At 70.5% G+C, this 21,965-nt stretch carries 25 protein-coding genes; 9 read left to right on the top strand and 16 right to left on the bottom strand.

The window, feature by feature from the left end; translation table 11 throughout:
* Positions 1-5: 5 nt before the first annotated feature.
* From OED52_RS05915 to OED52_RS05900, 4 genes are all read right to left on the bottom strand, one after another.
* Positions 6-836, bottom strand: a complete 831-nt coding sequence (locus tag OED52_RS05915; protein ID WP_264153741.1) for a carbohydrate ABC transporter permease — start codon at positions 834-836, stop codon at positions 6-8.
* Positions 836-1,786 carry a carbohydrate ABC transporter permease gene (locus OED52_RS05910; RefSeq protein WP_413247721.1) on the bottom strand — a complete coding sequence of 317 codons (951 nt, stop codon included), beginning with the start codon at positions 1,784-1,786 and terminating at the stop codon, positions 836-838. Before OED52_RS05910 ends, OED52_RS05915 begins: the two co-directional genes overlap by 1 nt.
* Entirely contained in the window at positions 1,783-3,129 is a 1,347-nt protein-coding gene (locus OED52_RS05905; protein WP_264153740.1) for an ABC transporter substrate-binding protein, read from the bottom strand. The genes OED52_RS05910 and OED52_RS05905 overlap by 4 nt, the downstream gene beginning before the upstream one ends.
* Before the next feature lie 128 nt (positions 3,130-3,257).
* Positions 3,258-4,487 (bottom strand): GNAT family N-acetyltransferase, encoded by a 1,230-nt coding sequence (locus tag OED52_RS05900; protein WP_264153739.1) that lies wholly within the window; start codon positions 4,485-4,487, stop codon positions 3,258-3,260.
* 63 nt (positions 4,488-4,550) lie between these two features.
* Between OED52_RS05900 and OED52_RS05895 the strand changes: the two genes are divergently transcribed.
* Positions 4,551-4,979 carry a protein-tyrosine phosphatase family protein gene (locus OED52_RS05895; RefSeq protein ID WP_264153738.1) on the top strand — a complete coding sequence of 143 codons (429 nt, stop codon included), beginning with the start codon at positions 4,551-4,553 and terminating at the stop codon, positions 4,977-4,979.
* Positions 4,980-4,986: 7 nt separating this feature from the next.
* Here OED52_RS05895 and OED52_RS05890 read toward each other — a convergent pair whose 3' ends face one another.
* The 3 genes from OED52_RS05890 to OED52_RS05880 form a co-directional block, all read right to left on the bottom strand.
* Entirely contained in the window at positions 4,987-5,796 is an 810-nt protein-coding gene (locus tag OED52_RS05890; RefSeq protein ID WP_264153737.1) for a hypothetical protein, read from the bottom strand.
* A 53-nt stretch (positions 5,797-5,849) separates the two neighbouring features.
* On the bottom strand, positions 5,850-6,335 hold the full coding sequence (locus OED52_RS05885; RefSeq protein WP_264153736.1) for a YflT domain-containing protein: 486 nt from the start codon (positions 6,333-6,335) through the stop codon (positions 5,850-5,852).
* Positions 6,336-6,449: 114 nt separating this feature from the next.
* On the bottom strand, positions 6,450-7,409 hold the full coding sequence (locus tag OED52_RS05880; RefSeq protein ID WP_264153735.1) for an HpcH/HpaI aldolase/citrate lyase family protein: 960 nt from the start codon (positions 7,407-7,409) through the stop codon (positions 6,450-6,452).
* Between the two features lie 58 nt (positions 7,410-7,467).
* Here OED52_RS05880 and OED52_RS05875 point away from each other — a divergent pair, with 58 nt between their 5' ends.
* The 5 genes from OED52_RS05875 to OED52_RS05855 all read left to right on the top strand — a co-directional run bounded on the left by OED52_RS05875 (position 7,468) and on the right by OED52_RS05855 (position 12,642).
* Complete coding sequence (locus OED52_RS05875) at positions 7,468-8,742, top strand: magnesium transporter MgtE N-terminal domain-containing protein (protein WP_264153734.1); 1,275 nt, start codon at positions 7,468-7,470, stop codon at positions 8,740-8,742.
* On the top strand, positions 8,735-9,253 hold the full coding sequence (locus OED52_RS05870; RefSeq protein WP_264153733.1) for a DUF1003 domain-containing protein: 519 nt from the start codon (positions 8,735-8,737) through the stop codon (positions 9,251-9,253). The genes OED52_RS05875 and OED52_RS05870 overlap by 8 nt, the downstream gene beginning before the upstream one ends.
* Before the next feature lie 105 nt (positions 9,254-9,358).
* Entirely contained in the window at positions 9,359-10,351 is a 993-nt protein-coding gene (locus OED52_RS05865) for a lysozyme family protein (RefSeq protein WP_264153732.1), read from the top strand.
* A gap of 230 nt (positions 10,352-10,581) precedes the next feature.
* Entirely contained in the window at positions 10,582-11,457 is an 876-nt protein-coding gene (locus OED52_RS05860) for a lytic transglycosylase domain-containing protein (RefSeq protein WP_264153731.1), read from the top strand.
* 51 nt (positions 11,458-11,508) lie between these two features.
* Positions 11,509-12,642 (top strand): Mrp/NBP35 family ATP-binding protein, encoded by a 1,134-nt coding sequence (locus tag OED52_RS05855; protein WP_264153730.1) that lies wholly within the window; start codon positions 11,509-11,511, stop codon positions 12,640-12,642.
* Positions 12,643-12,706: 64 nt separating this feature from the next.
* Here OED52_RS05855 and tatB read toward each other — a convergent pair whose 3' ends face one another.
* The 4 genes from tatB to sigE form a co-directional block, all read right to left on the bottom strand.
* Complete coding sequence (gene tatB / locus OED52_RS05850) at positions 12,707-13,105, bottom strand: Sec-independent protein translocase protein TatB (protein ID WP_264153729.1); 399 nt, start codon at positions 13,103-13,105, stop codon at positions 12,707-12,709.
* Between the two features lie 71 nt (positions 13,106-13,176).
* Positions 13,177-14,793 (bottom strand): S1C family serine protease, encoded by a 1,617-nt coding sequence (locus tag OED52_RS05845; protein ID WP_413247720.1) that lies wholly within the window; start codon positions 14,791-14,793, stop codon positions 13,177-13,179.
* Positions 14,794-14,875: 82 nt separating this feature from the next.
* Positions 14,876-15,223 (bottom strand): zf-HC2 domain-containing protein, encoded by a 348-nt coding sequence (locus OED52_RS05840; RefSeq protein ID WP_318841911.1) that lies wholly within the window; start codon positions 15,221-15,223, stop codon positions 14,876-14,878.
* 16 nt (positions 15,224-15,239) lie between these two features.
* Positions 15,240-15,869, bottom strand: coding sequence for an RNA polymerase sigma factor SigE (sigE, locus tag OED52_RS05835; RefSeq protein WP_264153727.1), 630 nt, complete (start codon positions 15,867-15,869; stop codon positions 15,240-15,242).
* 309 nt (positions 15,870-16,178) lie between these two features.
* Here sigE and OED52_RS05830 point away from each other — a divergent pair, with 309 nt between their 5' ends.
* Positions 16,179-16,814 carry an O-methyltransferase gene (locus OED52_RS05830; protein ID WP_264153726.1) on the top strand — a complete coding sequence of 212 codons (636 nt, stop codon included), beginning with the start codon at positions 16,179-16,181 and terminating at the stop codon, positions 16,812-16,814.
* A 36-nt stretch (positions 16,815-16,850) separates the two neighbouring features.
* Here OED52_RS05830 and glgC read toward each other — a convergent pair whose 3' ends face one another.
* Positions 16,851-18,065 (bottom strand): glucose-1-phosphate adenylyltransferase, encoded by a 1,215-nt coding sequence (gene glgC, locus OED52_RS05825; RefSeq protein ID WP_264153725.1) that lies wholly within the window; start codon positions 18,063-18,065, stop codon positions 16,851-16,853.
* A gap of 101 nt (positions 18,066-18,166) precedes the next feature.
* On the opposite strand from glgC, the gene OED52_RS05820 reads away from it, so the two are divergent.
* Together OED52_RS05820 and glgA are read left to right on the top strand one after the other, a co-directional pair.
* On the top strand, positions 18,167-18,466 hold the full coding sequence (locus tag OED52_RS05820; RefSeq protein WP_264153724.1) for a metal-sensitive transcriptional regulator: 300 nt from the start codon (positions 18,167-18,169) through the stop codon (positions 18,464-18,466).
* 95 nt (positions 18,467-18,561) lie between these two features.
* Positions 18,562-19,734 carry a glycogen synthase gene (gene glgA, locus OED52_RS05815; protein ID WP_264153723.1) on the top strand — a complete coding sequence of 391 codons (1,173 nt, stop codon included), beginning with the start codon at positions 18,562-18,564 and terminating at the stop codon, positions 19,732-19,734.
* A gap of 12 nt (positions 19,735-19,746) precedes the next feature.
* On the opposite strand, the gene OED52_RS05810 is transcribed toward glgA, so the two are convergent.
* The 4 genes from OED52_RS05810 to OED52_RS05795 all read right to left on the bottom strand — a co-directional run bounded on the left by OED52_RS05810 (position 19,747) and on the right by OED52_RS05795 (position 21,939).
* Positions 19,747-20,589: a putative RNA methyltransferase gene (locus OED52_RS05810; RefSeq protein ID WP_264153722.1), complete on the bottom strand. Its 843-nt coding sequence runs from the start codon at positions 20,587-20,589 to the stop codon at positions 19,747-19,749.
* Between the two features lie 90 nt (positions 20,590-20,679).
* Positions 20,680-20,847, bottom strand: a complete 168-nt coding sequence (locus tag OED52_RS05805; protein WP_006554284.1) for a DUF3117 domain-containing protein — start codon at positions 20,845-20,847, stop codon at positions 20,680-20,682.
* A gap of 97 nt (positions 20,848-20,944) precedes the next feature.
* Complete coding sequence (locus tag OED52_RS05800; protein WP_264153721.1) at positions 20,945-21,568, bottom strand: DNA-3-methyladenine glycosylase I; 624 nt, start codon at positions 21,566-21,568, stop codon at positions 20,945-20,947.
* Complete coding sequence (locus OED52_RS05795; protein WP_264153720.1) at positions 21,565-21,939, bottom strand: DivIVA domain-containing protein; 375 nt, start codon at positions 21,937-21,939, stop codon at positions 21,565-21,567. The genes OED52_RS05800 and OED52_RS05795 overlap by 4 nt, the downstream gene beginning before the upstream one ends.
* Between the last annotated feature and the right edge of the window lie 26 nt (positions 21,940-21,965).

The raw sequence follows: 21,965 nt of genomic DNA, 5'->3' as shown, positions 1-21,965 counted from the left end.
GGCACTCACCCCTTCACTGCGCCGGAGGTCAGGCCGGCGACGATACGACGCTGGAAGATCAGCACGAACACGATGATGGGGATCGTGATGACCACGGCCGCGGCCGCGATCGATCCCGTGGGTTCCTCGAACTGCGAGGCGCCGGTGAAGTTCGCGATCGCGGCCGGAGCGGTGATCGACCGTTCCGTGGACGTGAGCGAGATGGCGAACAGCAGGTCGTTCCAGCAGAAGATGAACACGAGGATGCCGGCGGTGATGATGCCCGGTGCGGCGAGCGGAGCGACGACCTTGCGGAAGGCCTGTGCGGGGGTTGCGCCGTCCATCTTCGCGGCCTTCTCCAGTTCCCAGGGAATCTCCTTGAAGAAGGCCGAGAGCGTGTAGATCGCGAGCGGCAGCGAGAACGTGATGTACGGCAGGATCAGGGCCATCCAGGTGTCGAACAGCCCGAGGCCGCGCATGATCTCGAACAGCGGGCTCACGAGCGAGATCTGGGGGAACATCGCGATGAGCAGTGCCACGCCGACGAGGACCTTCTTGCCCGGGAAGTCGAGCCGGGCGATCGCGTAGGCGGCCATCGTCCCGAGGATCACCGCGACGAAGGTGGCGATGAGGCCGATGCCGATGGAGTTGATCAGGGCGCTGGTGAACGCGTCGGTGCGGAGGATGCCGCGGTAGTTGTCGAGGGTCCACTCCTGCGGGACGAACCGCCCGTCCTGGATCGTGCCGGGCGGTTTGAACGACAGGCTCGCGATCCACAGCACCGGGATCAGCGCGTAGAGCAGCACGAGCAGGTTCACCGCCGACCACGACAGGGTGCGCCGCCTGGTCTCGGCCATCACTGTCCCCCTTCGTCCGAGCCGGGTGCCGAGGCGCCGAACAGCTTGATGAACACGAATGCGATGAGCGCGACGCACAGGAAGATCAGCACGCTGATGGCCGATCCGATCCCGAGATTGAAGGCCTTGAACAGGTTGTCGTAGCCGAGGATCGACACCGAGCCGGTGCCGTTCGACCCGCGGGTGAGCACGTAGATGTTGTCGAAGATGCGGAAGGCGTCGAGGGTGCGGAACAGCAACGCCACGAGGATGGCGGGCTTCATCAGCGGTACGATGATGCGCACCAGGCGGGTCCACGAACCCGCCCCGTCCACCTGCGCGGCCTTGAGCAGATCGTCGGGCACCAGCGCGAGTCCGGCGAGCAGCAGCAGCGCCATGAACGGCGTGGTCTTCCACACCTCGGCGAAGACGATGATCACCAGCGACGGGATCTGATCCGTCAGCGGCGCACTGCCGTCGGGCAGCAGGTTCGCGAGATAGCCGGTTCCGGGGGTCCACGCGTAGTACCAGCTGTATGCGGCGGCGACGGTGACGATTCCGTACGGGATGAGCACCACGGTGCGCACCAGGCCCTTGCCGACGATGGTGCGGTGCATGACCAGTGCGATCGCCAGGCCGAGGACGAATTCGATCGCCACGGAGACGATCGTGAGGATCGCGGTGACGAAGAAGGCCTGCCACCAGAACCCGTCACTCAGCACCGCGACGTAATTGGACAGCCCCACGAACCGGCGATCGTCGGGGAAGCGGAGGTCGTAGCGCTGCAGGCTCAGCCAGATCGCGTACACCACCGGATAGGCCGTCACCGCGACCATCACGAGCGCCGCGGGTGCGACGAGCAGCAGCCCGAGGCGACGCTCGGCCTTCTTCCCTTCGGACAGCGCCGCTTTCCTCTTCCTCGGAGGAGGTGCTGCGGTGTCGTCGGAGGGTCGCGGTTCGACGGCGGTCACGGGATCAGTCCTTCCGAGTCGACTGCCTTGCGCACCTGCTCGGTGAGTTCGTCGACGGTGTGGGGCGGGTCGATCCTGTCGACCGGGTTGAGGGTCGCGGTCACCAGCGTCGAGATGCTCTGATAGGCAGGCGAAGCCGGTCGGACGGCGGAGTTCTCCAATCCTTCGCGGACCTCCCGCCAGGCCGGATAGGCCCGTTGGAACTCCGGGTCGTCGTACAGCGCAGCGAGGGTCGGGGGTACACCGCCGCCGATGGCGTTGTTGCGCTGGTTCTCCTCGTTGCGCAGGCACTGCAACGCCTCGAATGCGAGGTCGGGGTGGGTGCTGGTGCGGGCGACGGCGATGTTGAAGCCGCCGATCGTGACCTTCGCCGGTTCGCCGGGGATCACCGAAGGATACGGTGCGGGAAGGAAGTTCTGCTCGCCGTCGACGGTCAGGACCGTGTTGCCGGTGTTCTGCGCGGTGACGTTGCCGTTCTCGTCGATGAAGGGGAGGGCGTCCTCGTTCTCGATGATGCCGGGCAGGACGAACGGCCAGTTGACCTGGAAGGCGGTGCGGCCGCTCTCCATCCCGAGGCGGACCGCGGCCTCGTCGGCCTGGTTCAGGGAGGGATCGGCGCCGGGAGCCGTGGCGACCCGCTTCATGATGTCGAGAGCGGTCACCGCCGCATCACCGTCGGCGAGGGTGACAGTGACACCGTCGTCGGCCACCACCGAACCGCCGGCGCTCGACAGCAGGTTGTTGAACCACACCATCAGGCCCTCGTACTGCCGCCCCTGCACCCCGATCCACGAGGGGCGACCCTCCGCGGCGAGCCCGCTCGCGATCTCGATCATCTCGTCCCAGGTCTCCGGGGGCTGCCCGTCGGGCATCAGATCCTTGCGGTACCAGAGCAACTGGGTGTTCGTGTTGAGCGGTGCGGCGTAGAGGTGGTCCTGCCAGGTCGCGGATTCGAGCGGTCCGGCGAGGGTGCCCTCGGAGACCGCGACGGCGACGTCGTCGGGCAGCGGCAGCGCCCAGCCGGCCTCGGCGAACTCCGAGGTCCACACGACGTCCAGCGTCATGAGGTCGAGTCCCGGATCCCCGCCGGTGAGACGGCGGGCCAGCTGCAGGCGCTGATCGTCGGCGTTCTTCGGAAGTGTCCGCTGCTGCACGCGATATCGGCCCGCGGCCTCCTGCGTGCACACCTCGGCGGCTTGGGCGTACTGCTCGGCGCCGTCGGCGGCGGTGTAGAAGTTCAGGACGATCCCGTCGTCGTCGTCGCTGCCGCACGCCACCGGACCCGCCGCCAGGAGCACTGCGACCGCAGCGACCGTGAGGTGCCGACCCACCGTGCGTCTCATATCGGCCTCCGCTCGGGTCGGCGGGACGGCTGTCGGCCGTCGCATGATCCGACGATGAGGTTCCCCCTTTCGGAGGGAGGCAAACACGCCTTCGGCGGGAGCCGAACACACCGGAGGACCGGCTCAGGTCAGAAGGACGTACCCGCGAAAGGCGCGCAGGGCCACGCGAACAACATGTCGGCGACGTCCACTGCCCCGGACCGGTGCACGCGGACCCGACCGGCCGCGGCCAGACGGCGCCAGGTGGTCCCGCCGAGCAGCACCGCGGCGAGGTCCGCGACGTCGACGGTCAGGTCGGCGGACCCGGAGGTACGGCCCGCGCCGGAGGGCGAGATCACGAAGGTGCCCTCGTTCTCGGGCAGGAGACGGTCGGTCGTCGCGAGCGTGACCGTCCCGGCCCCGCGGTAGGCGCGGGCGGACAGCACGCGGTCGAGGTCGAGGATGCGCAGCCACGTCTCATCGGAGACCGATCGGACCTGCACGGCCCGGGCGTCGTGGAACAGCAGCGGCAGCGGGTCGTCGGTGGGGGTCGCCACGAACCGCAGACAGTCCACGAGATCGAGACCCAGCAGGAACCGCAGCAGCCCGACGTAGGCGTCGGGGGTGGGTGCGAAGAAGTCGTCGACCACCACGGTCCGGTCGCGGCTGGTGAACCAGGCCTGCGTGTCGATCGGGTGGTAGCGAACGAATCCGTTCTCCTCCCCCGGCTCCCCGTGTACCGCGACGTACATCGGGTCGGTGAGCGAGTCGGCCCGCCAGCGCCGCGAGTTCCACCAGTACTCCGACCGGTCGATCATGCCCGGCCGGTCGGGCAGGTGCCGGGAATGTATCGCCGCCAGCACATCCCACGCATCCGGATAGGTCAGCAGCCGCACCGGCCCGGAGTCCGGGACGTCGGGTCGCAGTGTCGCCCGCCGGGTCTCGACGTCGAGGGCCACGGAGTGGGAGGCGACGCCGTAACCGAACCGGCCGTAGATCACCGCCTCCGACGCGCGGAGGGTGGAGACGACCTCACTGCGGTCGCGGGCGTCGCGCAGCTGCCGGCGCACGAGTCCGGAGAGCACACCGCGGCGGGTGTGGGTGGGCAGCACCCCGATGTGGGTGACCGCGGCGTGCGGCACCCGCGCGCCGCCGGGGAGGACGAGCCGCCCGGAGGTGGCGTCGACGGTCCCGACGAGCCTGCCGTCGAGGAAGGCACCCCAGGTGCGTCCAGACTCGAGATAGCGGTCCACTGTGCCGTCGGGCACCTCCGGCCAGGCCGGCAACCCCACCATCGCCGTACGGAACAGGGCCGATGCCTCCCGGAGTTCGGCTTCCGTGTCGAGGATCCGGATCTCGGGTTCGGTCCGCTCTGTCATGATCCCGACACTAGCGATACGCGTACCGCGATGCCGTCGCCTTCGGGGAGTACGTTTTCACCCGTGCGACGCGAGTGGGATCCAGCAGAGACCGGCGTGCTGCGGTTGCCGTCCGGTCGGCTCGTCCGCGGGCGTGGATTGCACCGGTCGCTTCCGGAAGGGGAGCTCCCCGATTTCGGCGTGTATCTGCTCGCCGGTCCCCCGATCCCGATGGAGTGGGAGTCGCGCTGGATCCGCTGGCCGGACTTCCGCACACCCCGCGACCCGGATCTGGCGCGGGAGGTCCTGTACGAGGCGTGGGTGCGGGCCGGGCGGTACCGCGTGGAGATCGCGTGCGGGCGCGGCCGCGGACGCACCGGGACGGCGCTGGCCTGCCTCGCCGTCGTGGACGGCCTCACACCTTCCGAGGCGATCGACTACGTGCGCCGCCACTATCATCCGCGCGCGGTCGAGACGCCCTGGCAGCGACGGTTCGTCGAGCGGACGGCCTGACGCGGCGTCAGTTCCGTGCCCGGGCGAGTCGCGCCTCGGCTGCGGCCACGGCGCGTTCCGTGGCGACCACCTTGCTCTTCGCCTCGGTCACCGCACGCCGCGCGAATGTGCGCTTCTGTTCGGCGTGTTCGAGGGCGCGGCGCAGTTCGGCGACCTCGTCCTCGCGGCGGGCGAGTTCGTCCTCGGCTTCCGCGGCCGCGGTGCGCGCCTCCACTGCCGCGTCGCGGGCGGCGTCCAGCGCGGCGGCGGCCTCGTCGATCTCGGCGTCGCGGGCCCCGGATCCGGGCTCCTCGTCCTCCTCCGGTTCGGGCCGGTCGGGGACGACGGTGAGCGGTACCGCCGACAGGTCGAAGGCGTCGACCTCGATGATCGCGTCGAGCCGGCCCTGCCGGACGCGCTCGCCCACCTCCGGGTCGACGAGCGCGGCGTTGAGGGTGCGGCCCACCTCACGGAGGGCACCCTCGGAGACGGTGCGGCCCCGCTGGGCGGCGAGCCGGGCGGCGTCCTTCTCCAGCGCGGCGACCACCCGGCGGCGCTGGTCCGACAGGGCCCGCAGTTCGCTTCCGGACAGCCGGCGCTGGGCGGTACGCAGGGCCGCGCCGATGTCGAGCAGCGCGGCGAGTTCGTCGGCGCGTTCGCGGGCGAGCAGATTGACCATCCACGCCGCGACCGTGGGTTTGCGCAGCCGCCCGATGGCGGCGGTCAGTTCGCGGTCACCCGCCTTGCGCGCCTCGGCGGCGTACTCGGAACGCGCGGCCACGAAGTCGCCTGGGTCGAGCCCGTAGAGGGCGTCGGCGACCGAGTCGAGGTCGGGCATGTCCCCGACCCTAGTGGCCGCGTCCGACAACCGAGCGGGGAAGCGCGAGACGATCAGAGGGCGAGCTTGGCGAGGATGTCGCGGGCCCGCTCCGCGGTGGCCGGCTTGCACAGCACGTCGTAGCGCCCGGCGACGAGCTGCATGGTGGACGAGAAGTCGCGCTGGCCGCGGGTCGCCGCGTACGGGATGGCGGTCGAGATGAGACCGAAGACGATGCCGCCGACGAGCCCGACGAGCAGCGGGCCGAGGAAGTCGGTGGAGAAGATGCCGAGCAGCAGGCCGAAGAACAGGCCGAGCCAGGCACCCGAGACGATGCCGCCGCCGATCACCTTGGGCCAGGTGAGCCGTCCGGTGACCCGCTCGACCTGCATGAGGTCGACGCCGACGATCGTCACGTCCTCGACGGAGAAGTTCTGGTCGGCCAGGTGGTCGACGGCACGCTGCGCCTCGGCGTAGGTCGGGTAGGAACCGACCGGCCAGCCCGAGGGTGGGGTCGGCAGACCGGGCAGCTGACGACCGGGTCCGAGGGGATTCGTCATGTCGTTCGGCTCCTTCACGTGCGCGGCGACCGTCGCGGCGTCGTCTCCATTCTGCCCGGAGGCGGGACGGCACGCCGCGACGGTTCGCCCGATATGCACTCTTTCTGCGGAGGGTCAGTCCGTCGGCGGTTCGAACTTCTGCGTGCGCTGCAGACCGGCCGCGCGGCCCTTCGCGGCGATGACGAGCGCCATCTTCCGGCTCGCCTCGTCGATCATCTCGTCACCGAGCATCGCGGCACCGCGGGCGCCGCCCGCTGCGGAGGTGTGCCACTCGTAGGCGTCGAGGATCAGTTCGGCCTTGTCGTAGTCCTGCTGCCGCGGGCTGAAGACCTCGTTCGCCGCCTCGATCTGGCTCGGGTGCAGCACCCACTTGCCGTCGAAGCCGAGGGCCGCGGTGCGCTGCGCCGACCGGCGGAAGGCGTCGACGTCGCGGATCTGCAGGTAGGGACCGTCGATGGCCTGCAGGCCGTGAGCACGCGCCGCCATGAGGATCGTCATGAGGATGTGGTGGTAGGCGTCGCCGACGTCGTAGCCCTCCGGCTGCTCCCCCACCACGAGGGTGCGCATGTTGATGCTCGCCATGAAGTCGGCGGGACCGAACACGAGGGTCTGCACACGCGGGCTGGCGGTGGCGATCTCGTTGATGTTCGTCAGGCCGAGGGCGTCCTCGATCTGCGGTTCGATGCCGATCCGGCCCACCTCGAGACCGTGGGCCTTCTCGACCTGCGTCAGCAGCAGATCGAGGGCCTTGACGTGACTGGCGTCGGGCACCTTCGGCAGCAGGATCGCGTCCAGGTTGGCCCCGGCCCCGCCGACGACGGTGGTCACGTCGAGGTAGGTGGCGTCGGTGGTCCAGTCGTTGACCCGCACGACCTTGATCTGGTCGCCCCAGCCGTCCTCGTTGAGTGCTTCGACGATGGTGGCGCGGGCCTGCTCCTTCGCGAGCGGCGACACGGCGTCCTCGAGATCGAGGAAGATCTCGTCGGCGGGAAGGCCCTTGGCCTTGTCGATCATCTTCCGGCTGCTGCCGGGAACGGCGAGGACCGACCTTCTGGGCCTGAACGAAAACGACATGACCTGACAAGACCTCCGCATTCAGGGGACAGCGTGGGCACGCTCTAGCCTGGCAATCATGGCAGCAGTGAGCAAGGTGTTCGTCGCGCGGTTGGCCGGTCTCGTCGTACTCGGCCCCGACGGCGAATCGGTCGGTCGCGTCCGCGACGTCGTGCTCACCATCCGGATCGGCCGCCAGCCGCCGCGCGTGCTCGGTCTCGTCGTCGAACTGCCGACGCGCAAGCGGATCTTCGTTCCCATGCTGCGGGTGACCGCGATCGAGCCGGGCGCGGTCACCCTCGTCACCGGCAACGTGAGTCTGCGCCGGTTCACGCAGCGTCCCTCCGAGGTGCTCGCCCTCGGCCAGGTGCTCGACTCGCGGGTGCGGGTCGACGACCCGGAGCTGCCCGAGCTGATCGGCAGCGACGCGGTGGTCGTGGACCTGGGCATCGAGTTGACTCGCACCCGCGACTGGGTGGTCGCGCGGGTCGCGGTGCGCCGCCAGCGCGGGCGGCTGGCCCGGCGCGCCCCCATCCACATCGTGGAGTGGGCGCACGTGCACGGCCTGACCCAGCAGGCCCTGTCGATGCCCGGGCAGGGTGTGTCGCAGCTGCTGCTGCAGTTCGAGGACATGCGCCCGGCGGACGTGGCGAACGCGCTGCGCGACCTGCCGGCGAAACGCCGGATCGAGGTCGCCGGGGCGCTCGACGACGAACGGCTCGCCGACATCGTGCAGGAACTGCCCGCCGACGACCAGACCGAACTGCTCGCCCAGCTGGGTCTCGACCGCGCCGTCGACGTGCTCGAGGCGATGGACCCGGACGACGCCGCCGACCTCCTCGGCGGCCTGCCCGCGACCGACGCCGAGTCGTTCCTGCAGCGGATGGACCCGGAGGACTCCGAGCCGGTGCGTCGCCTGCTCGAGCACTCCCCCGACACCGCCGGTGGTCTGATGACCCCGGAGCCGGTGGTGCTCACCCCGGCGACGACGGTCGCGGAGGCACTCGCGCGGGCCCGCAATCCCGATCTGAGCCCGGCGCTGGCGTCGATGATCTTCGTGGTGCGCCCACCCACCGCGACCCCCACCGGCAAATATCTCGGCTGCGTCCATCTGCAACGATTGCTGCGGGAACCGCCCGCCACCCTGGTCGGCGGAGTCGTCGACGACGACCTGCCCCGCCTGGCACCCGACGACGCCCTGACCACGGTCACCCGCTATTTCGCCACCTACAACCTGGTGTGCGGCCCGGTGGTGGACGACGAGGGGCACCTGCTGGGCGCGGTGAGCGTCGACGACCTGCTCGACCATCTGCTGCCCGAGGACTGGCGTGAGGAGGACACCGAGGATGAGTGACCGCAGCACCCAGGGCCGCTCCCGCCTCGAGACGCCCCGGACCTCCCGATTCCGCTTCAACTTCGACGCCGAGGCGGTCGGCCGGGTCAGCGAGTCCATCGCCCGCTTCCTCGGGACCGGCCGTTACCTCGCGATCCAGACGATCGTGGTGGTGGTGTGGATCGCCCTGAACATCACCGCGGTGGGCCTGCAGTGGGATCCCTATCCCTTCATCCTCCTCAACCTGGCCTTCTCGACGCAGGCGGCCTATGCGGCACCACTGATCCTGCTGGCGCAGAACCGGCAGGAGAACCGCGACCGCGTGTCGCTCGAGGAGGACCGCGCCCGCGCCGAGCAGACCAAGGCGGACACCGAGTTCCTCGCCCGGGAGCTCGCCGCCCTGCGTCTGGCCGTCGGTGAGGTCGCGACCCGCGACTACCTGCGGCGCGAACTCGACGACCTGCGGGCGCTGCTCGTCGACGACGAGAACGAGGACGAGCCGGGCTCCCGGTCGCGCGCTCCCCGGCGCTGAGGGGGATCGCGGATGCCCGGGACCCGCGGTTGCACACAGTCGTCACCGGTTCTGTAACCTTCGTCACAGCCGATTCGTGCGGACCGGCGGAAGGAGTGTGATCGCGTGCGCTGGAAGGTCGCGCTGACGGTGCCGGTGATCGTCGCAGCCGGGCTCGCGGCGACCGCGTCGTCGACCCCGCCCGTCGTCGTGGACACCGTGGCACAGGCCGAGGAGGTCTCGGCGCCCGGTGGTGTCGGGCTGATTCCGGGCGAGCCCCGGGAGGCCGAGCCGCCGCGCAGCACCGAGGGCGAGCCCGAGACCGACCCGCTGGCCCAGCTGCCCCCGGAGGCCATCGAGGCCGCGGGCGGCATGGCCGTGCTCGGCGACGGCCCCCTCGCGATCCCCGAACTCGTCTTCTACGCCTACCGCGCCGCCGAGATGCAGCTGAACATCGACGAGCCGGAGTGCGGGCTGCCGTGGCACCTGCTCGCCGCGATCGGCCGGCTCGGTTCCCGGCACGCCGACGGCGGCCGCACGAACGTGGTGGGCACGCTCACCACCCCGTCGGTCACCCCCGACGGCCGGATCGGCCCGATGCGGCTGTCCCCGGCAGTGTGGGAGCGGTTCGCGAAGGACGGCAACGCCGACGGCGCCACCGACCCGCAGAACGTCTTCGACTCCACCCTCGCGGCGGGCGCGTGGATGTGCGCCGAGGGCGGCCGGTTGCGCGAGCCCGAGGGCGAGGCCCGAGCCGTGGCCCTGTTCGACCCGTCCCCGCAGTATCTGGCGAACGTGCGCGCCTGGTCGGCGGCCTACGCGAAGGCCGCCGAGGTCGCGCCCGCGGATCTGGCGCCGTTGCCCGCGCGCCCGATCCCGGTGGACGTCGCGGCGTCGGCACCGGTGGTCGCGCAGAGCACCGGGACCTCGCCGGCGGAGCAGCCGGAGGCCACCCCGCCCGCCGAGCAGCCGCCCGCTCCGCAGTCGGAGGACGCGCAGCCGGAGGACGCGCAGGGCACGGGTGCCGAGCCGGCTCCGGCCGCGCCCCCGCAGCCGGCAGCGCCCGCATTGCCGGAACTGCCCGAATTGCCGTGTCTCGTACCGACTTTCTGCGAATGATCCGCTGACCGAAGCCCCGCACACCCGGCAAACCCAGGTGTGCTCGAAGTCACATCACGGCCTCGACTCGGCCGACCTCCCTCTCATCAGCACGAACGGGACACGGATATGTCCGTGTCCCGCCGTTACATCACGTTTGAGTAACGGAAGAACATCGGATCATGTAGCCTCGGCCCGGCTATGTAACGAAGGTGTCTCGTGCCGAGATGCCCCAGGGAGGTTGTCAACCAGTGGGCCGCCACGCCAAACCATCGGATTCGAAGCTCCGGCGCAATTCCGTGATCGCGATGACGGGTCTGGTACCGGTCGGCCTGGTCGCCGCGGCCGCCACCACGGCCGGCGCCTCCCCGCGCGCACTGCTCGGTGTGCAACAGCACGAGACCGAACCGACGGCGTCGTCCTCCGACACCGAGACTGCCGTGTCGATCCCGCAGGCCGTCGCCGCGGCGCAGACGATCATGCTCGAGCCCGAACCGGCGCCCGTCCGCACCTTCAAGGCGGCCTCCCAGGCGGCTCCCGCCCCGGCCCCCGAGCCCGAGGTCCTCGAGGAGGGCCCGCTCGGCATCCCCGGCATCAACTACGCCGCCTACCGCAACGCCGAACGCGTCCTCGCCGAGGAGAACCCCGGCTGCGGCATGCACTGGACGCTCCTCGCCGGCATCGGTCGCGTCGAGTCCGGGCACGCCAACGGCGGGCGCGCCGACGACAAGGGCAACCTGCTCGAGCCCGTCATCGGCCTGCCGCTGGACGGCAGCCTGCCCGGCCAGGCGGTCATCACCGACACCGACGGCGGCGTACTCGACGGCGACACGGTCTACGACCGCGCGGTCGGCCCGATGCAGTTCATCCCCACCACGTGGACGCAGTACGCCGGCGACGGCAACGGCGACGGTGTCTCCGACCCGCAGAACCTCTACGACTCGACGCTGACCACCGCCAAGTACCTGTGCGACGGCGGGCTGGACATGCGCAATCTCGCCGACACCACCAAGGCGATCCACCGCTACAACAACTCGATGGCGTACGTCGCCAACGTGCTCGCGTGGTCCACGGCCTACTCCACCGGCATCGACCCGAGCCCCGCCGACCTGCCCCGCATCCACTGACGACGGACCTGCCGGGCGGCGTCACCCCGCCCGCCACCTACCATGGGCGTCATGGCAGTCAGTGAGTCCGACATCCGCAGTGCGCTCGCACGGGTACAGGACCCGGAGATCCGCAAGCCCATCACCGATCTCGGCATGGTCAAGAGCATCGAGATCGGTGCCGACGACAGCGTCGACATCGCGGTCTACCTGACCACCGCGGGGTGCCCGATGCGCACCGAGATCTCGGACCGTGTCACCAAGGCCGTCGCCGACGTCGCCGGGGTCGGCGAGATCCGCGTGACGCTCGACGTGATGAGCGACGAGCAGCGCACCGAACTGCGCAAGAAGCTGCGCGGCGACTCCACCGAACCGGTCATCCCGTTCGCGCAGCCGGGCTCGCTCACCCGCGTATACGCGGTCGCGTCCGGCAAGGGCGGCGTCGGCAAGTCGTCGGTGACGGTCAACCTCGCCGCGGCGATGGCCGCGCGCGGCCTGTCCGTCGGTGTGCTCGACGCCGACATCTACGGTCACTCCATCCCCCGCATGCTCGGTACCTCCGCCAAGCCCACACAGGTGGAGCGGATGATCATGCCGCCGATCGCGCACGACGTGAAGATGATCTCCATCGCGCAGTTCACCGAGGGCAACACCCCGGTGGTGTGGCGCGGCCCGATGCTGCACCGCGCGCTGCAGCAGTTCCTCGCCGACGTGTTCTGGGGCGATCTCGACGTCCTGCTGCTCGACCTGCCGCCCGGCACCGGCGACGTCGCCATCTCCGTCGCGCAGCTGATCCCGAACGCCGAGATCCTCGTGGTGACCACCCCGCAGCAGGCCGCCGCGGAGGTCGCCGAACGCGCCGGTTCGATCGCTTTGCAGACCCGTCAGCGCATCGCCGGTGTCGTGGAGAACATGTCCTGGCTCGAGCTGCCCGACGGCACCCGCATGGACGTCTTCGGCTCCGGGGGCGGCCAGGCCGTCGCCGAGCGCCTCACCCGCGCCGTGGGCGCCACGGTGCCGCTGCTCGGCCAGATCCCGCTCGATCCCGCGATCCGCGAGGCCGGGGACGCCGGCACCCCGATCGTGCTCTCCGCGCCCGACTCGGCCCCGGGGACGGCGCTCCGGGAGATCGCCGACAAGCTGGCCGTCCGCAAGCGTGGCCTGGCGGGCATGTCGCTGAGCATCGACACCACCCGGCACCTGTGACTCTTCTGCCACGACGAAGCCCCGCACCGGACGGTGAGGGGCTTCGTCGTGGGAATGCTCGACGCTAGGTCGCGTCGGGATCGATCGGGGGCTTCTCGTCGGGCCCGAGGGGCTTCGACAGGTTCGGCCGCGGCATGCCCGCTCCCGTGCCTCCGGGCTTCGAGGACTTGTCGAAGTCGCCGGTGAAGATGGAGTCGTCGCCGTCGAGCAGATGCTTGGTGATGACGGCCTTGGGCGTCATGCCGCGCAGCTGGTTGAGTTCGGACAGCGGCTGTCGCAGATCGTCGAACTCCGGGCCGAGTTCGCTCTTGAGCTGCTCCCGCGCGCCCGTGGCGTACTCGCGAAGCTGCCGCAGCGACTTCGCCACCCACGAGACGGCGCCGGGCAGCCTCTCGGGACCCAGAACCACGAGGGCAGCCACGAGCAGAACCATGAACTCGCCCCAACCGATGTTGCCGAACACGCATCCAGAGTACGTGGTCGCCGCCGGATCGCAGCACCGACGGGCAAGGTCACACCCTCGCGGCGCCCGGGTCAGTCGGACGCCGGGGTGACCTGGACGTCGACGAGGCGGCCGTTGCGCACCAGCTGGACGGTGACCGGCTCGCCGATCTTCTGCTGCTGGACCGCGACGACGAGTTCGTCGGCGCTGGTGACCTCCCGGTCACCGACCTTGACGATCACGTCGCCCTCGACGATCCCCGCGCGCTGGGCGGGGCTGTCCTGCCGCACGTTGGCGATCTCCGCGCCGCTGGCGACGTCGTTGACCACCGAGCGGGCGTTGACGCCGATGTCGGGGTGGTGCATCTCGCCGGTGCGGATCAGCTCCTGCGCGACGGCGGTGACGTCGTCGATGGGGATGGCGAAGCCGAGGCCCACCGACCCGCCGGTCTCGGACTTGATCGCCGAGTTGATGCCGATGACGCGGCCCTCCATGTCGATTAGGGGTCCGCCGGAGTTGCCGGGGTTGATCGAGGCGTCGGTCTGCACGGCGTCGATCACGGCGTCGGTGTCGGTGCCCTGACCGCTGAGCCGCATGGGCCGGTGCAGGGCGCTGACGATGCCGCGGGTGACGGTCTTGCTCAGTCCGAGCGGCGACCCGACGGCGACGACGTCCTCCCCGACCTGCACGTCGTCGGACTTCCCGAGTTCGGCGACGACGAGCCCGTCCACATCCTCGACGGCGAGCACGGCGAGGTCGGTCTTGATGTCGCGGCCGACGATGGACGCCGGGACCTTGGTGCCGTCGTCGAAGGTGACCTGCACCTTGGCGTCGGGGTTGTCGGCGGCCATGGAGATCACGTGGTTGTTGGTGACGATGTAGCCGGCGCCGTCGATGACGACCCCCGAGCCGGTGCCGGCGTCGTTTCCGACGGCCACCTGGATCGACACCACGGCGGGCAGCACCGCGTCGGCAACCCGCGCGACCGCGCCGCTGGGCAGTTCGTCGTCGCCGGAGGACTGCGACAGGGTCACTCCGCGGCTGGTGAGAGATCCGGTGTCGGAGGTCGCCAGCGCCACGACGAGCCCACCGACCATGCCGATCACGACGGCGACGGCGGCGAGGGTGGCCAGGGCGCGGGGTTCGACGCGGCGGTCGAACAGCACCTCGCGCAGGGTGAGGCGGGGTGCGGGCGGCAGCGGGCCGTCCTGCGTCTCACCGGGCAGGGGCGGGCCGAGGCGCACGGGAGCGTCGGGATCGCGCCACGGATCGGCGTCGACGTCGTCGTCCGGTTCGGGGGCCGGTTCCGCGGGCGGGCGCTGCAGCGTCTCGGCGGTGTCGGCCGGACGGCCGTAGGCCTCGGCGAGGATCGCGTCCGGGGGCGGGACCTGACGGAGGGCGGGGTCCGGGAGCCGGGGGCCCTCCGCGGGACCGAAGGAACCCTCGGCGCCCTCGGGGCGGCCGAAGACCTGCGCCGAGGCCGGGTCGATCGCCGGCCGGTAGACCGGCCGCGGTTCGAGGCGGGGCGCATCCGCGGGACGGGGGATCGCGCCGTCGGGGATCAGATCGGCGTCCGTCGCGGGCGCCTGCGGGCGGCCCGCGGGTGTGGAGGTGCCGGGGCGGCCCTCGGAGGCGTGCGGAAGCTCCTCGCCGTCACGAGGGTCGTCGGTGGTCCGTCGTCCGGTGTCCTGCGCAGATTCCGCCGTCACGCGTGTCCGTCTCCCCCGTCTCGGTCCGTCACGCAGCCCAGTATCACCGATGACGCCGGGTGATCGGTGATCGCCCGTCCACTCACCGGCGGCGGCGGATCGACCACCGGCGCGCACCGAACCAGTCGTCGGCCTGCGGCGCCCGGGTGGGATCGGAACCGGCCGGATCGCACAGATGCATGGGGATGTTGCTCAGGGCCCCGAGCAGCGAGCTCGGCATGGTGGGCACGTGGTCGGCGGCCGCGCGCAGGGCGTGACGAGCCTGCTGCTGGGCCTCGACCTCGGCGGCGCACTCCGGGCACAGCGACAGGTGCTGGGCGGCGCGGAGGTAGGCGTTCATGCGGAGCTCGCCGTCGACGAATGCCGCAACGGCCTCGCTGGCGAGATGTTCCGTGGAACCGAACCTGCGAGGTGGTTGCACCATCGTCATCACTACCTCCCGGCGGCTACCCCGCATCGACGCGACCGTTTTCGACCTTCCCGTGCTCGCGCAGGTACTCGCGGAGTGCCTGGCGGCCTCGGTGGATGCGACTACGCACCGTACCGAGTTTCACCCCCAGTGTGGCACCGATCTCCTCGTAGGACAGACCTTCGATGTCACAGAGCACCACCGCGGCGCGGTAGTCGGGGGCCAACGAGTCCAGTGCGGACTGCAGATCGGCGCCGAGACGTGCGTCGTGGTAGATCTCCTCGGGGTTCGGCCCGGGGGCCGGTACCCGATCGTAGTCCTCCGGCAGGGCTTCCATCCGGATGCGGTTCCGGCGGCGGACCATGTCGAGGAACAGGTTCGTGGTGATGCGGTGGAGCCAGCCCTCGAACGTGCCGGGCTGGTAGTTCTGCAGGGACCGGAACACGCGGATGAAGGTGTCCTGGGTCAGGTCCTCGGCATCCTGGGCGTTTCCGGACAGCCGGTAGGCCAGGCGGTAGACGCGGTCGCCGTGCTCTCGGACGAGTTCGTCCCAGGACGGCATGGCCGCACGGTCCCCGGTGGCATCGAACGCCGCGGTGCCGCTCAGGTCCGCCTCGAGGGCGTCGTCGAGCGCCGGGGCGTCGTACTCGGGAACGGTTCGGGTCATGTGGATCGCTGGATCCTCCTTGTCGGGATCGCTACGGTGACGGAGCATCGACTGGAACACCGATCCGGCCGGAGTTATTCCGCCGGAGCGTTCCGCCGAGGACCGCGCCGAGACGATCGTCTTCTACGTGTGATCAGTCTTCACCGTCGCGATGTGGTCGCCGTGTGAGTAACCTGAAACGACCCTGAGAAAACCGGGGCGACGAACACCGCTGCGACCCGGTTCCCCGTCCCGAAATCACACAAGTTCCGTTACGCCCCTGAGCGCGCCTGCCTGCAGGACGGAAACGCTGAGGATAGCCTCAGTGGGGTGCAGACCAACGCCGATCGCATATTGACCCACGCCGAGACCGTCGTCGTCGAAGACGAGCAGCTCGTCGCTGCGCGTGAACGTGCCGAGGATCTCGGCGCGGACCCCGTTCCCCCGTCCGTCGGTGCCGCCCTGGCGATGTTCGCCCGGATGCTCGACGCGAAGACGGTCGTCGAGATCGGGACCGGCGCGGGTGTGAGCGGGCTGTGGCTGCTGCACGGCATGCGCGAGGACGGGGTCCTCACCACGATCGACAGCGAACCCGAGCACCAGCGTGCGGCGAAGATCGCGTTCCGGGAGGCCGGCATCGTCGCCTCGCGCACCCGGCTCATCAACGGGCGCGCCCTCGACGTGCTGCCGCGGCTCGCCGACGCCGGCTACGACCTGGTCTTCGTCGATGCGACCCCGGCCGACCACCCGCACTTCGTCCGCGAGGGGGTGCGGCTGCTGCGTCCCGGAGGGGTGATCGTGCTGCACAACGCGCTCCTCGACGGGCGCGTCGCCGACCCCTCGGCGCGCGACGCCACCGTCCTCGCGGTGCGCGAGGCGGCGCGGGCCGTCTCGTCGGACGAACGGCTGGCTCCGGTGGTGCTGCCGCTCGGCGACGGCCTGCTGTGCGCGGTGCGCCTCAGCTGAGGATCTCCCCGCCTCCCGGCGGAGTCCACCGGACCGTCAGATCCACACGCCCTTGCCGATGGCGACGACACCGCCGTTGCTGACGGCGAAGCGCTGACGGTCCCGTTCGAGGTCCACGCCGATGATCTCACCGTCGCCCACCACGACGTTCTTGTCGAGGATGGCGCGGCGGACGACCGCACCCTTGCCGATCCGCACCCCCGGCATGAGGACGCTGCCCTCGACGGTCGCGCCGTCGTCGACCATGACGTTGGAGCTGAGCACCGAGTTGCGGACGGTCGCGGCCGACAGGATGCTGCCGGCGCCGACGATGGATTCCTGCGCCAGGCCGCCCTGCACGAACTTGGCGGGCGGGAGGTTCTCGGCGGCGCCGCGGATGGGCCAGCGCCGGTTGTAGAGGTTGAAGATCGGGTGGACCGACACCAGGTCCATGTGCGCGTCGTAGAAGGCGTCGAGGGTCCCCACATCGCGCCAGTAGCCCCGGTCGCGTTCGGTGGCGCCCGGGACGACGTTGTCGTTGAAGTCGTAGACGTGCGCGACGCCCTGCTCGACGAGGGCGGGGATGATGTCGCCGCCCATGTCGTGGTCGGAGTCGGGATTCTCGGAGTCGGCCCGCAGCGCCTCGACCAGCACCTTGGTCGTGAACACGTAGTTGCCCATGGACGCGAACGTCACGTTGGGGTCGTCGGGGGTGCCGGGCGGATGCGCGGGCTTCTCCAGGAACTGAGTGATCTTCCCGGTCTCGTCGCTGTCGATGCAGCCGAAGGCGAACGCCTCGCTGCGCGGCACCCGGATGCCGGCCACGGTCACGCCCGCCCCGGACTCGATGTGCTGGCGCACCATCTGCTCCGGGTCCATCCGGTAGACGTGGTCGGCGCCGAACACGACGATGTAGTCGGGGTCCTCGTCGTAGACCAGGTTGAGCGACTGCAGGATCGCGTCGGCGCTGCCGGTGTACCAGCGGGGACCGAGGCGCTGCTGCGCGGGAACCGGGGTGATGTACTCGCCGGTGAAACCGGACAGTCGCCAGGTCTGGGAGATGTGCCGGTCGAGCGAGTGCGACTTGTACTGGGTGAGTACGCAGATGCGCAGGTACCCGGCGTTGACGAGATTGCTCAGAACGAAGTCGATCAGGCGGTAGGCACCCCCGAACGGTACTGCCGGCTTGGCTCGGTCCGCCGTCAGCGGATACAGGCGTTTACCCTCGCCGCCGGCGAGCACGATTCCAAGCACATGTGGCTGGCTCCTCACACGCTCAACCTATCCCCCGCCCCATCCTGCCGCCAGCGAAGCGGAATCTCCGTCTCCGATCACGCCGGTCGCATACCCGGGAGGGGTATAGGATCGGTGATGTGAACGAGTCATCCCATCCGCACGGCTATCTGAGCGAGAAGAAGAAGTACCTCGCCCGGATCAAGCGCATCGAAGGCCAGGTCCGCGGTATCCACCGGATGGTCGACGAGGAGCAGTACTGCATCGACGTCCTCACCCAGATATCCGCGCTGACCAGCGCCCTCGAGGGACTCGCGCTGGGCCTGCTCGACGATCACCTGCGGCACTGCGTCGTCGACGCCGCCAAGTCCGGCGGTGAGGAGGGCGAACGCAAGCTCGCCGAGGCCTCGGCCGCGATCGCCCGCCTCGTGCGCTCGTAGGCGAGGCACACCCCGCGCGGTCGCGGGCGAGACACGCCCCGCCGGGAAACCGGGGTCGGGTGGCCGGACGCGCCGCGGCCGGATAGTTTGAGGCGGTGCGGGTGGCAATGATGACGCGGGAGTACCCGCCGGAGGTGTACGGCGGGGCCGGTGTCCACGTCACCGAACTGACCGAGCAGCTCCGCAGGCTGATCGAGGTGGACGTGCACTGCATGGGCGCACCGCGTGAGACGGCGATCGTGCACGCCCCCGATCCCGCTCTGCTCGGCGCGAATCCGGCGCTGACCACCCTCTCCGCGGAACTGCGCATGGCGCACGCCGCCGACGGGGCCGACGTGGTGCACTCGCACACCTGGTACACCGGCCTGGCCGGGCACCTGGCCGCCGAACTCTACGACGTGCCCCACGTGCTCACCGCGCACTCGCTCGAGCCCCGCCGGCCGTGGAAGGCCGAGCAACTCGGTGGCGGCTACCGCATCTCGTCGTGGTCCGAACGCAACGCGGTGCGCTACGCCGACGCCGTCATCGCCGTGAGCGACGGCATGCGCCTCGATGTGCTCGACGCCTACCCCTTCCTCGATCCCGCGCGGGTCCACGTGGTGCGCAACGGGATCGACACCGCCGTCTGGCATCCCGGCCCGGCCGTGCCCGGCCGCGAGTCGGTGGTCGAGCGGATCGGTCTCGACACGGATCGGCCCGTGGTCGTGTTCGTCGGCCGCATCACCCGGCAGAAGGGGGTGGGGCACCTGATCGCGGCGGCCCACCACTTCGATCCCGCCATCCAGCTCGTGTTGTGCGCGGGCGCGCCCGACACCCCGGAGATCGCCGCCGAGACCGAACGGGCGGTGGCCGAACTCCAGTCGGTGCGCGACGGCGTGCACTGGGTCCGCGAGATGCTGCCCACCGAAGCGGTGCGCGAACTTCTGTCCGCGGCAACGGTGTTCGTGTGCCCGTCGGTGTACGAGCCGTTGGGGATCGTGAACCTCGAGGCCATGGCGTGCGAAACCGCCGTCGTCGCTTCCGATGTCGGCGGCATCCCCGAGGTCGTCCGCGACGGGGTCACCGGCCGGCTGGTGCACTACGACGCCTTCGATCCGCAGGCCTACGAACGTGCCCTGGCCGCCGCGATCGACGAGGTCGCCGGGGATCCGGTGCGGGCCGCCGAGTGGGGTCGCGCCGGACGCGACCGCGCGATCTCGGAGTTCTCCTGGGCGCAGATCGCCCGCCAGACCGTCACCGTCTACGAGCACGTCATCGCCGGTCGCTGACGGCCGGGACGGTCAGGAGTCGCGCCGCCTCCAGGTGGAGACGGTCACCGAGACCGTCACCTCGAACGGATCCGGCAGCCGGTCGAGCAGCGCCGCGCGGTCCGCGGCGGTGAGATGGTGCGCGGACGGGCCCATGCCCGCGACGTGTTCGAGCGCCGGACGCGGCAGCCGGGCGACGAACCGCACGTCCTCGCGTGCCGTCCGCTCGAAGTGCCCCGACAGCGCCGCCGAGAGCCGCTCGGTCTTGCGTTCGTCCACCGTCACCATGCCCGGCAGCGACACCAGCTCGCGCAGGTGCTCGGAGGTCGGGACGACGACGATCAGCGCACCACCGGGTGCGAGCACCCGATGGCTCTCGGCGGCGTTGCGCGGAGCGAAGATCGACAGCACGTGGGTGAGCGCCCCCGAACGGACGGGCAGCTGCTGCCACGCGTCGGCGAGGACGGCCCCCACCCGGGGATGACTGCGTGCGATGCGGCGCACCGCGGGTTTGGAGACGTCCAGGCCCACGGCCCGGGCGTCGGGCAGCGTGTCGAGGACGGTCTCCAGATACTGACCCGTGCCCGCCCCCACCTCGAGGACACGAGCGGGACCGGTGCCGGTGTCGGCGCAGGCGCGGGCGACGGCGGTGCGGATGGGGTCGTAGTGACCGGCGCCGAGGAAGTCGGCGCGCGCGGCGATCATGTCGGCAGTGTCGCCGGTGAAGGGAGTGGACCCGCCGCCGAGGAGCGGGACGTAACCCTGGCGGGCGACGTCGAAGCTGTGCCCGCGCTCGCACACCACGGTGCGGTCGTCGAGATCGAGGCCGGTCCCGCAGTGCGGGCATGCGAGCAGGTCGATCACATCCGCGAGCATCACGTCTCCTCCGGGCGGGCGGGGCTCAGGACGGCACCGGGCCCCGCGCACGGAAGAGCGCGGGGCCCGGAGTGCCCTGAGAGGCGCCGATCAGCTGGTGACACTCTTGAGTTCGTCGCCGAGTGCCGCAGCCTCTTCCGGCGTGAGCTCGACGACCAGACGTCCGCCGCCCTCGAGTGGAACCCTCATGACGATTCCTCGTCCCTCTTTGGTTGCTTCGAGGGGACCGTCCCCGGTCCGGGGCTTCATGGCCGCCATCCTCTGCTCCCTCCAAATCTGCACCCGACCGCCGGGCGCGTGGGTTACCGTGTGGTTGCATCGCCGGTGACGGCGACGCGCGCCCTCCCATTCTTCCCTATTCGGTCGGTGACCGCGTAGCCGACTCTTTCCCGTCGGCCTTCTCCGCACCCACCGTCTCGGCCGCGACCCAGCACGAGGCGAGGTGGTCGTCGACCATCCCGGTGGCCTGCATCAGCGCATAAGCCGTGGTAGGACCGACAAACCGGAAACCGCGCCGCTTGAGTTCGCGGGCCATGGCGGTGGACTCCTCGGTGACCGCCGGGATCGACTCGATCGATTCCCACCGTCGCGCGCGTCGCGGCGGCGCGAACGACCACAGCAGCTCGTCGAGATCGACGGGCAGCTCGAGCACCACGCGGGCGTTGGCGATCACCGCCTCGATCTTGCTGCGGTTGCGCACGATGCCGGCGTCGGCGAGCAGCCGCTCGACGTCGATGTCGGTGAACCGGGCCACCGCCTCGACGTCGAAGCCGTGGAAGGCGGCGCGGAAGGCCTCGCGTTTGCGCAGGATCGTCAGCCACGACAGCCCCGACTGGAACGCCTCGAGGGACAGCCGCTCGAACAGCGCGTCGCGGCCGTGCAGCGGCCGCCCCCATTCGGTGTCGTGGTAGTCGCGGTAGAGGGTCGCTCCCGGCCCGTCCACCGCCCAGGGGCACCGGATGCGGCCGTCGTCGGTCACGAGGACTCCCCCTTCGTGACGGGAACGTCCGCGTCGTCGTGTTCGCGGGTGCCGGGCTCGTGAACGCGGTGCTCGTGAACGGCCGCGCGGGCCTCGGCGGCGGCGAGGCGGTCGCGCAGGTCGTCGACCTCGCGGGCCAGCCGGTCGAGCGCCCAGTCGACCTCGCTCATCTTGTAACCGCGCAGGGTCTGCTGGAACCGCAGGTCGCGGATGTCCGTGCCGGTGACGTCGGTGACCGGGAGCACCGTGACCGTGGTGCCCGGCGGCAGCGGCGCCAATGTCTCGCCCCGCCCGAAGACGGCGCTCGCGACGAAGAACAGCACCGCCCCGACGCCCACCATCACGAGCACGTACATCAGAACCGTGAGCATGCCCCGATCTTGGCACGGACCGCCGA

Source organism: Rhodococcus sp. Z13 (assembly GCF_025837095.1).
Lineage (GTDB): Bacteria > Actinomycetota > Actinomycetes > Mycobacteriales > Mycobacteriaceae > Rhodococcus > Rhodococcus sacchari.
The sequence above is the reverse complement of the archived record's forward strand: the minus strand, read 5'-3'. Positions and strand labels throughout refer to the sequence as shown.

Bases quoted from the DNA above. Each gene is read 5' to 3' on its own strand.
- OED52_RS05900 (WP_264153739.1), bottom strand. From the start codon at position 4,487: ATGACAGAGCGGACCGAACCCGAGATCCGGATCCTCGACACGGAAGCC.
- OED52_RS05880 (WP_264153735.1), bottom strand. From the start codon at position 7,409: ATGTCGTTTTCGTTCAGGCCCAGAAGGTCGGTCCTCGCCGTTCCCGGC.
- OED52_RS05805 (WP_006554284.1), bottom strand. From the start codon at position 20,847: ATGGCGGCCATGAAGCCCCGGACCGGGGACGGTCCCCTCGAAGCAACC.
- OED52_RS05890 (WP_264153737.1), bottom strand. From the start codon at position 5,796: ATGCCCGACCTCGACTCGGTCGCCGACGCCCTCTACGGGCTCGACCCA.
- OED52_RS05795 (WP_264153720.1), bottom strand. From the start codon at position 21,939: ATGCTCACGGTTCTGATGTACGTGCTCGTGATGGTGGGCGTCGGGGCG.
- OED52_RS05905 (WP_264153740.1), bottom strand. From the start codon at position 3,129: ATGAGACGCACGGTGGGTCGGCACCTCACGGTCGCTGCGGTCGCAGTG.
- OED52_RS05885 (WP_264153736.1), bottom strand. From the start codon at position 6,335: ATGACGAATCCCCTCGGACCCGGTCGTCAGCTGCCCGGTCTGCCGACC.
- OED52_RS05915 (WP_264153741.1), bottom strand. From the start codon at position 836: ATGGCCGAGACCAGGCGGCGCACCCTGTCGTGGTCGGCGGTGAACCTG.
- OED52_RS05810 (WP_264153722.1), bottom strand. From the start codon at position 20,589: ATGCTCGCGGATGTGATCGACCTGCTCGCATGCCCGCACTGCGGGACC.
- sigE (WP_264153727.1), bottom strand. From the start codon at position 15,869: ATGACCCGAACCGTTCCCGAGTACGACGCCCCGGCGCTCGACGACGCC.
- OED52_RS05870 (WP_264153733.1), top strand. From the start codon at position 8,735: ATGAGTGACCGCAGCACCCAGGGCCGCTCCCGCCTCGAGACGCCCCGG.
- OED52_RS05875 (WP_264153734.1), top strand. From the start codon at position 7,468: ATGGCAGCAGTGAGCAAGGTGTTCGTCGCGCGGTTGGCCGGTCTCGTC.
- OED52_RS05840 (WP_318841911.1), bottom strand. From the start codon at position 15,223: ATGACGATGGTGCAACCACCTCGCAGGTTCGGTTCCACGGAACATCTC.
- OED52_RS05855 (WP_264153730.1), top strand. From the start codon at position 11,509: ATGGCAGTCAGTGAGTCCGACATCCGCAGTGCGCTCGCACGGGTACAG.